This window comes from Aeromonas sp. QDB56 (genome assembly GCF_027705505.1).
In the GTDB taxonomy this organism is placed as follows: Bacteria; Pseudomonadota; Gammaproteobacteria; order Enterobacterales; family Aeromonadaceae; genus Aeromonas; species Aeromonas caviae.
Window position 1 is genome coordinate 21,067 of sequence record NZ_JAPDBZ010000046.1, and the last position, 6,628, is coordinate 27,694.

At 61.6% G+C, this 6,628-nt stretch carries 7 protein-coding genes and 1 pseudogene; 2 read left to right on the top strand and 6 right to left on the bottom strand.

Translation table 11 applies throughout. From position 1 onward, the window contains the following. The first annotated feature begins 11 nt into the window (after nt 1-11). Both OKB81_RS09590 and mutT read left to right on the top strand, forming a co-directional pair. On the top strand, nt 12-1,196 hold the full coding sequence (locus OKB81_RS09590; RefSeq protein WP_160837906.1) for a tetratricopeptide repeat protein: 1,185 nt from the start codon (nt 12-14) through the stop codon (nt 1,194-1,196). Nucleotides 1,197-1,204: 8 nt separating this feature from the next. Beyond that, complete coding sequence (mutT, locus tag OKB81_RS09595) at nt 1,205-1,609, top strand: 8-oxo-dGTP diphosphatase MutT (protein ID WP_171864957.1); 405 nt, start codon at nt 1,205-1,207, stop codon at nt 1,607-1,609. Nucleotides 1,610-1,664: 55 nt separating this feature from the next. Here the strand turns inward: mutT and yacG are convergent, their stop codons facing one another. The 6 genes and pseudogenes from yacG to tapB form a co-directional block, all read right to left on the bottom strand. After that, nucleotides 1,665-1,859 (bottom strand): DNA gyrase inhibitor YacG, encoded by a 195-nt coding sequence (gene yacG / locus OKB81_RS09600; protein WP_039040499.1) that lies wholly within the window; start codon nt 1,857-1,859, stop codon nt 1,665-1,667. 10 nt (nt 1,860-1,869) lie between these two features. After that, nucleotides 1,870-2,592: a cell division protein ZapD gene (gene zapD, locus OKB81_RS09605; protein ID WP_160837904.1), complete on the bottom strand. Its 723-nt coding sequence runs from the start codon at nt 2,590-2,592 to the stop codon at nt 1,870-1,872. A 37-nt stretch (nt 2,593-2,629) separates the two neighbouring features. Then, nucleotides 2,630-3,244 carry a dephospho-CoA kinase gene (coaE, locus tag OKB81_RS09610; protein ID WP_049637196.1) on the bottom strand — a complete coding sequence of 205 codons (615 nt, stop codon included), beginning with the start codon at nt 3,242-3,244 and terminating at the stop codon, nt 2,630-2,632. An 18-nt stretch (nt 3,245-3,262) separates the two neighbouring features. Then, entirely contained in the window at nt 3,263-4,138 is an 876-nt protein-coding gene (locus OKB81_RS09615; RefSeq protein WP_041211788.1) for a prepilin peptidase, read from the bottom strand. Nucleotides 4,139-4,215: 77 nt separating this feature from the next. Continuing rightward, a complete protein-coding gene (locus OKB81_RS09620) occupies nt 4,216-5,457 on the bottom strand; it encodes a type II secretion system F family protein (RefSeq protein ID WP_049637197.1) in 1,242 nt (413 codons plus the stop codon). Between the two features lie 127 nt (nt 5,458-5,584). Further along, nucleotides 5,585-6,550 (bottom strand): annotated as a pseudogene (gene tapB / locus OKB81_RS09625) (PilB family type IVa pilus assembly ATPase TapB); the annotation flags it as partial. Nucleotides 6,551-6,628: the final 78 nt, after the last annotated feature.

The window sequence follows — 6,628 nt, forward strand, 5'->3', positions numbered from 1 at the left end:
AGGAGGGGACGATGAGCAGATTGCCGGCGGGATGGGATGGGGAGGCACATGGGCACTGGCTGCAGGAGAGACGCCAGGAGGCGATCCGTTGTGTGCTGAGCAGGCTGAACGCAGAGACGAACAAATCTGTTCCCCTGCAACTGCAGTTTGCCTATTACCTCTTTTTGTCCGGCGATCCCGCCTCGGCGGCCCAGGTGCTGACGCTGGCGTACCGGTCCGCACCCGATAACACTGAGGTGCTGCGCAATCTCTGTGTCTGCCTCTCGCGCTCCGAACAACATGAGCGGGCCGTGATGCACCTGGTCGAACTGGTGCGGCGCGAGCCGGATGATTATCTGGTCCATGACGGGCTTTGCACTTCCCTTGCCAAGCTGGGACGCCATGAAGAAGCGGCACAAGCGGGAACCCGTGCCCTGACTCTCAAGGATGAGGCCGTCTCGCAGCCTGTCGCGGGGTGGGTGCTGCCGGCAGAGGGGCCGGATGACTGGCTCGCGGAGCAGGGGGAGAAGCAGGCAGTCATCGCCTTCTCCTTGTGGGGAGTACAGCCCCGCTATTTGCGGGGAGCGCTCGACAATGTGCTGGCCGCAGCTTACCTCTATCCGGGCTGGCGGGTGCGTTTTTATGTGGATGGCAGTGTCCCTCAGGGGTTTCTGGCCTGCCTGCAAGAACATGGCGCCGAGATAAAGGTGCAGCCCGATGGCCAATCCCAGCGTCAGCGCCTCTGCTGGCGCTTCCAGGTCGCCAATGATCCCGGAGTGGGGCGCTTTCTTGTGCGCGATGCGGACTCCGTGCTGAATCTGCGGGAGCGGCTTGCGGTCGATGACTGGCTTGCATCGGGGCGCTGGTTCCATATCATGCGTGACTGGTGGAGCCACACCGATCTGGTGCTGGCCGGCATGTGGGGCGGTGTGGCCGGTGTGCTGCCTCTCCTTGCGCCGCTGATGGCGAGCTATCAGCCCAGTACCATGGAAACACCGAACATCGACCAGTGGTTCTTGCGAGACTGTTTATGGCGCTATCTGCGCCAGAGCGCGCGGGTACACGATCGTTGTTTCACTCCGCCCGGTGCGGTGCCCTGGCCGCAGGTTGCGCCGCCGGGCAATGAGCATGTCGGGCAGGATCTCTTCAGGGCCCGGGGGGATCAGCAGGCCATTCGGCTTGCCCCCTGGATCGCCCGTTTGCCGTGTTTACGCTGAGGACAATGATGGAACAGAAGAAACGGATCTGGGTGGCGGTGGGCGTCATCGAGAACGAACGGGGCGATATCTTCATCGCCAAACGCTCAGCCGATCGCCATCAGGGGGATCGCTGGGAGTTTCCCGGTGGCAAGGTGGAGTCGGGGGAGGATCTGCTCACCGCGCTGGACAGGGAATTGTGGGAAGAGATCGGGATCCGGGTGCAGGATTGTGCCCCCTTCATGGAGCTGCACCACGACTACCCCGACAAGCAGGTCTTGCTGGATATCTGGAAGGTGACCCGCTTCCACGGCGAGCCCTTTGGCAAGGAGGGGCAGGAGTGCCGCTGGGTGCCACTGGCCTCGCTGCACGAATACCGCTTCCCGGATGCCAACGGCCCCATCGTCGCGCGGTTGCAGGCCTCGCTTGCCTGAAAGGATCGATACCAACGAAAAAGGGCCTGAGGGCCCTTTTTTGATCGTGAAGTGTTTATTGCCAGGGATCGCCCTGTTCCGGGTCGGGCAGCAGATCCGGGTTGATCTCGCCCGGGATGCGCTTCTGTTCATCCGCCCACTCGCCGAGGTCGATCAGCTGGCAGCGCTTGCTGCAGAAGGGGCGAAACGGGCTCTGCGGACCCCATTCGATCTCGCTCTGACAGGTCGGACACTTTACCTTGGTCACCATGGGGCGCTCCTCAACAACAGGCGAGCTGGAAGGAGACGTCGCCTATCTGCTGCTCCGTCGTCGGCAGGAAGCGCAGGGCGAAGCGGTTCTTGTGGCCGCTCAGGGTTGGATAGCAGGGCTGGGTGCCCGCCAGACGGATGCGGATCAGTTCAGCCCCTTCGGCAGTATCCTGGAAGAAGCCGTTGGTGGCCACCTGGTCGCTGAAGTTGCCCGACTCGCGCCACAGGCGCAGCAACAGGGAGATGGCGTTCATCAGCAGGGTGATGTCACTCAGCCATTGCTGCATCTGCTGGTGGCGGGTGACGGCCGGGGTCGCCAGCCAGTGGTGCAGTTGCGGCACATCGAAGGCGCACAGACCACCCGGAATGGAGAAGCGCTGACGAATGGAGCCGAGCAGGCGATCCTCTTTCAGACGGGCGCCGGGGCGCGGGGAGGTCAGCAGGTTGCGGGAGAGCTGGGTGCTCTCCTGCTGCATCCGCTGGATCTGCTCGAGATCGACGTCAGGCAGACTGGCCCAGTGGTTTAGGCGTTGGCCGAGGCGCTCCAGATCCTTGATGAGATCGGCACGCAGGTCACCACGCTCCAGCAACTCCTGCAAATCGAACAACCCCTTGAAGAAGGCGATATGTGCCCAGGACTGGTCACTCTCCAGATTGTCGCGGATCTGGGAAAACAGGGACTCCAGACGAAGATAGGTCCGGCTTTTTTCATTGAGGGGAAAATCGTAAATCATGCCTAATCCTGGCCAGCCATAAACCGGCCTAGTGTACTCACAGTTGGTGGGCTTGTTGAGAGGCAAATGCCAGATATGTCTGGTGCAGGGCGAAAATTCGCTGCCAGATGGTCTCACTCGTACCACTCTGGTTGTCCAGGACGTCGTCGGCCATCGCCAGGCGCTCGCTGCGGCTCGCCTGGGACGCCAGTATCGCCTGGGCCTGTTCCCGACTGACGCCATCGCGGCGGCAGGTACGCTCGATTTGCGTCGCTTCGTCCACATCGATCACCAGTACCCGATCGGCGAGGGAAGTGAGCCTGTTTTCCACCAGCAAGGGGACGACCATCAGGCAGTAGGGGGAGCGGGTTGCCGCACACTGGCGCAGCATCTCGGTGCGGATGAGGGGATGGAGCAGGGCATTGAGCCACTCCTTGGCCTGCGAATCGGTGAAGATCCGCTCTCGCAGCCGGCGGCGATCGAGCTGGCCATCGGGGGCAACGACATCCGGGCCAAAATGGGCGGCGATGGCAGCCAGAGCAGGGGTGGCGGGCTCCACTACCTCGCGGGCGATGATGTCCGCATCCACCACCTCGATGCCCAGCTCGGCAAAGCGGTTGGCAACCGTGGTCTTGCCGCTGCCGATTCCCCCTGTGATTGCGACTACATACATGGGTCAGAGATCCTTTTGCTAGAGCACGACATCAAGATACCAGCGGGTGATGCTATCGCCCCACAGCAGCGTTATCCAGCCCGCGATGGCGAGATAGGGGCCAAAGGGAATGGGTTTGCCCTGGTGGTGGTTGCGCAGCAGGATGAGACCGATGCCGATGATGGCGCCCGCCAGCGAAGAGAGCAGCAGCACGATGGGCAAGGCTTGCCAGCCGAGCCAGGCGCCCAGCGCCGCCAGCAGTTTGAAATCCCCGTACCCCATCCCTTCCTTGCCGGTCAGCAGCTTGAAGGCCCAGTAGAGGCTCCAGAGCACCAGATAACCCGCCATGGCGCCGACCACCCCATCGGCCAGGGGCACGAAACCGCCCGCCAGATTGAACAGCAGGCCACCCCAGAGCAGGGGCAGGGTGAGCTGATCCGGCAAGAGCATCTTGTCCAGGTCGATGAAGGTCAGTGCGACCAATGTCCAGGTGAGCAACAAAGCGGCAAGGGTGCCCCAGCCGGGGGAAAGCGCGGCTGCTACCGAGACCGACAGCAGGGCGGTGAGCAGCTCGACCAGGGGATAGCGAGCCGAAATGGGGGCGTGGCAGTTGCGGCAGCGCCCTCTGAGGCATAGCCAGCTCAACAGGGGAATGTTCTCCAGCGCCCCTATGGGGTGGTCGCAGTGGGGGCAGCGGGAGCGAGGCACCATGAGGTTGTACCGTCCGGTTGCAGGAGGAGTCTCTTCACCGTCACCGAAATAGTCGCTGTATTCGGCATACCAGGCCCGCTCCATCATGATGGGCAGGCGATGGATCACCACGTTCAGGAAGCTGCCCACCATCAGGGAGAAAAGGAAAATCAAGGAGAGATAGAGCCAGGGCAAGCCCTGGGCCAGTTCGATCAAAGGCACCATAGATCAATCGCTTGTGTCGGGAACGGGGATGACAGATGGCCGGGGGAAATGTACCGCCCGGCCCTCTGTCGAGGGGGTCAGTGTATCACAGAGCCCAGCTTGAAAATGGGGAGGTACATGGCCACGACCATGCCGCCGACCAGCACCCCGAGCACCACCATGATGATGGGTTCGAGCAGGCTGGTGAGGCCGTCGACCATGTCGTCCACTTCCTGTTCGAAAATGGCGGCGACCTTGGAGAGCATGTCGTCGATGGCGCCGGATTCCTCACCGATCATCACCATCTGGGTCACCATGTCGGGGAAAAGATCCACGGTGCGCATGGCGACGTTGATCTGCATGCCGGCCACCACCTCGTTGCGAATGGCCATGGTCGCAGTGCGATAGACATAGTTGCCCGATGCTCCGGCCGCCGAGACCAGGGCATCCACCAGTGGGATACCGGCGGAGAAGGTGGTGGAGAGGGTGCGGGCAAAACGGGCCATGGCCGCCTTGTGCAGTATGTTGCCCACCACGGGAATGGTGAGGATGAACTTGTCCGTGTTGTCCCTGACCTTCTGGGATTTTCGCCAGGCCCGCACATAGAGGAAGACGGCGAGAGCCGCGCCGCCAAAGATGGCGTACCACCACTCCTGCATAAAGCGGGAGATGGTGATGACGAACCGGGTAAAGGCGGGCAGCTCGGCACCGAAGCTCTTGAAGATATCCTCGAACTGGGGAATGACGAAGAGCAGCAGGATGGAGGTGACGACGATGGCCACCAGAATGACCATGGACGGATAGAACATGGCCTTCTTGATCTTGGATTTGAGGGCTTCGTTCTTCTCGCGGTAGATGGCAATCCGGTCGTAGATGGTCTCCAGAGCACCGGATTGCTCGCCTGCCTCGACCAGATCGCAGTAGAGATCATCAAAGTAACGGGGATGGCGGCGCAGCGCCTCCGACAGCGGGGTGCCGGTCTCCACATCGGCGGCGATCTGGCCGATTAGTTCGCGCACCGCCGTCTTTTCATGGCCGCGGGCGATGATCTGCAGGCTCTGCACCAGAGGAACGCCGGCGGAGAGCATGGTGGTGATCTGACGGGAGATGACGGCGATATCCATCGGCTTGATCCGGGCGCCGCCCTTGGAGAACAGCCCCTGTCCCTGCTTGCTGACCTTGGTGACATTGACGCCCTGCTTGCGCAGCTCCGCCTTGACGGTATTGATGCTGTCGGCCTGCAACTCGCCAGACACCTTCTGTCCCTTGCGATTGAACCCGTGCCAGCGGAAGGAGAAGACCTTTTTTGGTGCGTTCTGTTTTTGAGCTAATGTGGCCATCACTGCATCCTGCAATTGGGCGACGGTAGCCGGGTGCTGCTGCCCATCCGGCTCATCTTGGCTTGAAGAACATCATCGGGGTGATGGCAGCGGCTTCACCCGGTGAGATGACTCGAACACAGCGTACTCAGTTGGTAGTGATCCTGTTTATTTCGGCCAGGCTGGTGACTCCCAGGCGGGCTTTTTCAAGGCCGGAGGTGCGCAGGGTGCGCATCCCTTCCTTCTGGGCGATGGCCGCGATTTGCAGCGAGTTGGCTCCCTGCATGATCAGCTTGGCGATGTTGTCTGACATCAGCATGATCTCATAGATCCCGACCCGCCCTCGGTAGCCTCCCGAGCACTCCTTGCACCCCACGGGTTTGAACAGTTGCAAGCCGGCGGCCAGTTGCTGCTGGGTAAAGCCCAGCTCCAGCAGCTCGGCTTCTGGCACCACCTCGGGCGCCTTGCAGTGATCGCACAACTTGCGGGTGAGGCGCTGGGCCATGATGAGGGTGACCGAGGAGGCGATGTTGAAGGCGGGGACACCCATGTTCATCATCCGGGTGAGCGTCTCGGCCGCCGAGTTGGTGTGCAGGGTGGAGAGCACCAGGTGGCCGGTTTGAGCGGCCTTGATGGCGATCTCGGCGGTTTCCAGATCCCGGATCTCGCCCACCATGACGATGTCGGGATCCTGGCGCAGGAAGGAGCGCAGGGCGCTGGCGAAGGTGAGCCCCGCCTTGGGATTGATCTGTACCTGATTGACACCGGGCAGATTGATCTCCACCGGGTCTTCGGCGGTGGAGATGTTGACCTCGCTGGTATTGAGAATGTTGAGACCGGTATAGAGCGACACCGTCTTGCCTGACCCTGTGGGGCCGGTGACCAGTATCATCCCCTGCGGCTTGGAGAGGGCATGCAGATATTGCCCCTTCTGGCGGTCGTCGAAACCGAGTTGATCGAGATTGAGCCTTGCCGCCGATGAGTCCAGCAGCCGGATGACGATCTTCTCGCCCCACATGGTGGGCAGGGTATTGACCCGCATGTCCATGGATCTGTTGCGCGAGATCCTGAGCTTGATCCGGCCATCCTGGGGCAGGCGCCGCTCGGCGATGTCGCCGACATTCCGCACCTGATTTAGGAATAAATTTGCCGATAGCGCTCACCCAATACCTCCAAAATGATCTGCTGGTCT

Excerpts from the sequence above, each read along its gene's own strand:
- mutT (WP_171864957.1), top strand. The coding sequence starts at position 1,205 with ATGGAACAGAAGAAACGGATCTGGGTGGCGGTGGGCGTCATCGAGAAC.
- coaE (WP_049637196.1), bottom strand. The coding sequence starts at position 3,244 with ATGTATGTAGTCGCAATCACAGGGGGAATCGGCAGCGGCAAGACCACG.
- OKB81_RS09615 (WP_041211788.1), bottom strand. The coding sequence starts at position 4,138 with ATGGTGCCTTTGATCGAACTGGCCCAGGGCTTGCCCTGGCTCTATCTC.
- yacG (WP_039040499.1), bottom strand. The coding sequence starts at position 1,859 with ATGGTGACCAAGGTAAAGTGTCCGACCTGTCAGAGCGAGATCGAATGG.
- OKB81_RS09620 (WP_049637197.1), bottom strand. The coding sequence starts at position 5,457 with ATGGCCACATTAGCTCAAAAACAGAACGCACCAAAAAAGGTCTTCTCC.
- OKB81_RS09590 (WP_160837906.1), top strand. The coding sequence starts at position 12 with ATGAGCAGATTGCCGGCGGGATGGGATGGGGAGGCACATGGGCACTGG.
- zapD (WP_160837904.1), bottom strand. The coding sequence starts at position 2,592 with ATGATTTACGATTTTCCCCTCAATGAAAAAAGCCGGACCTATCTTCGT.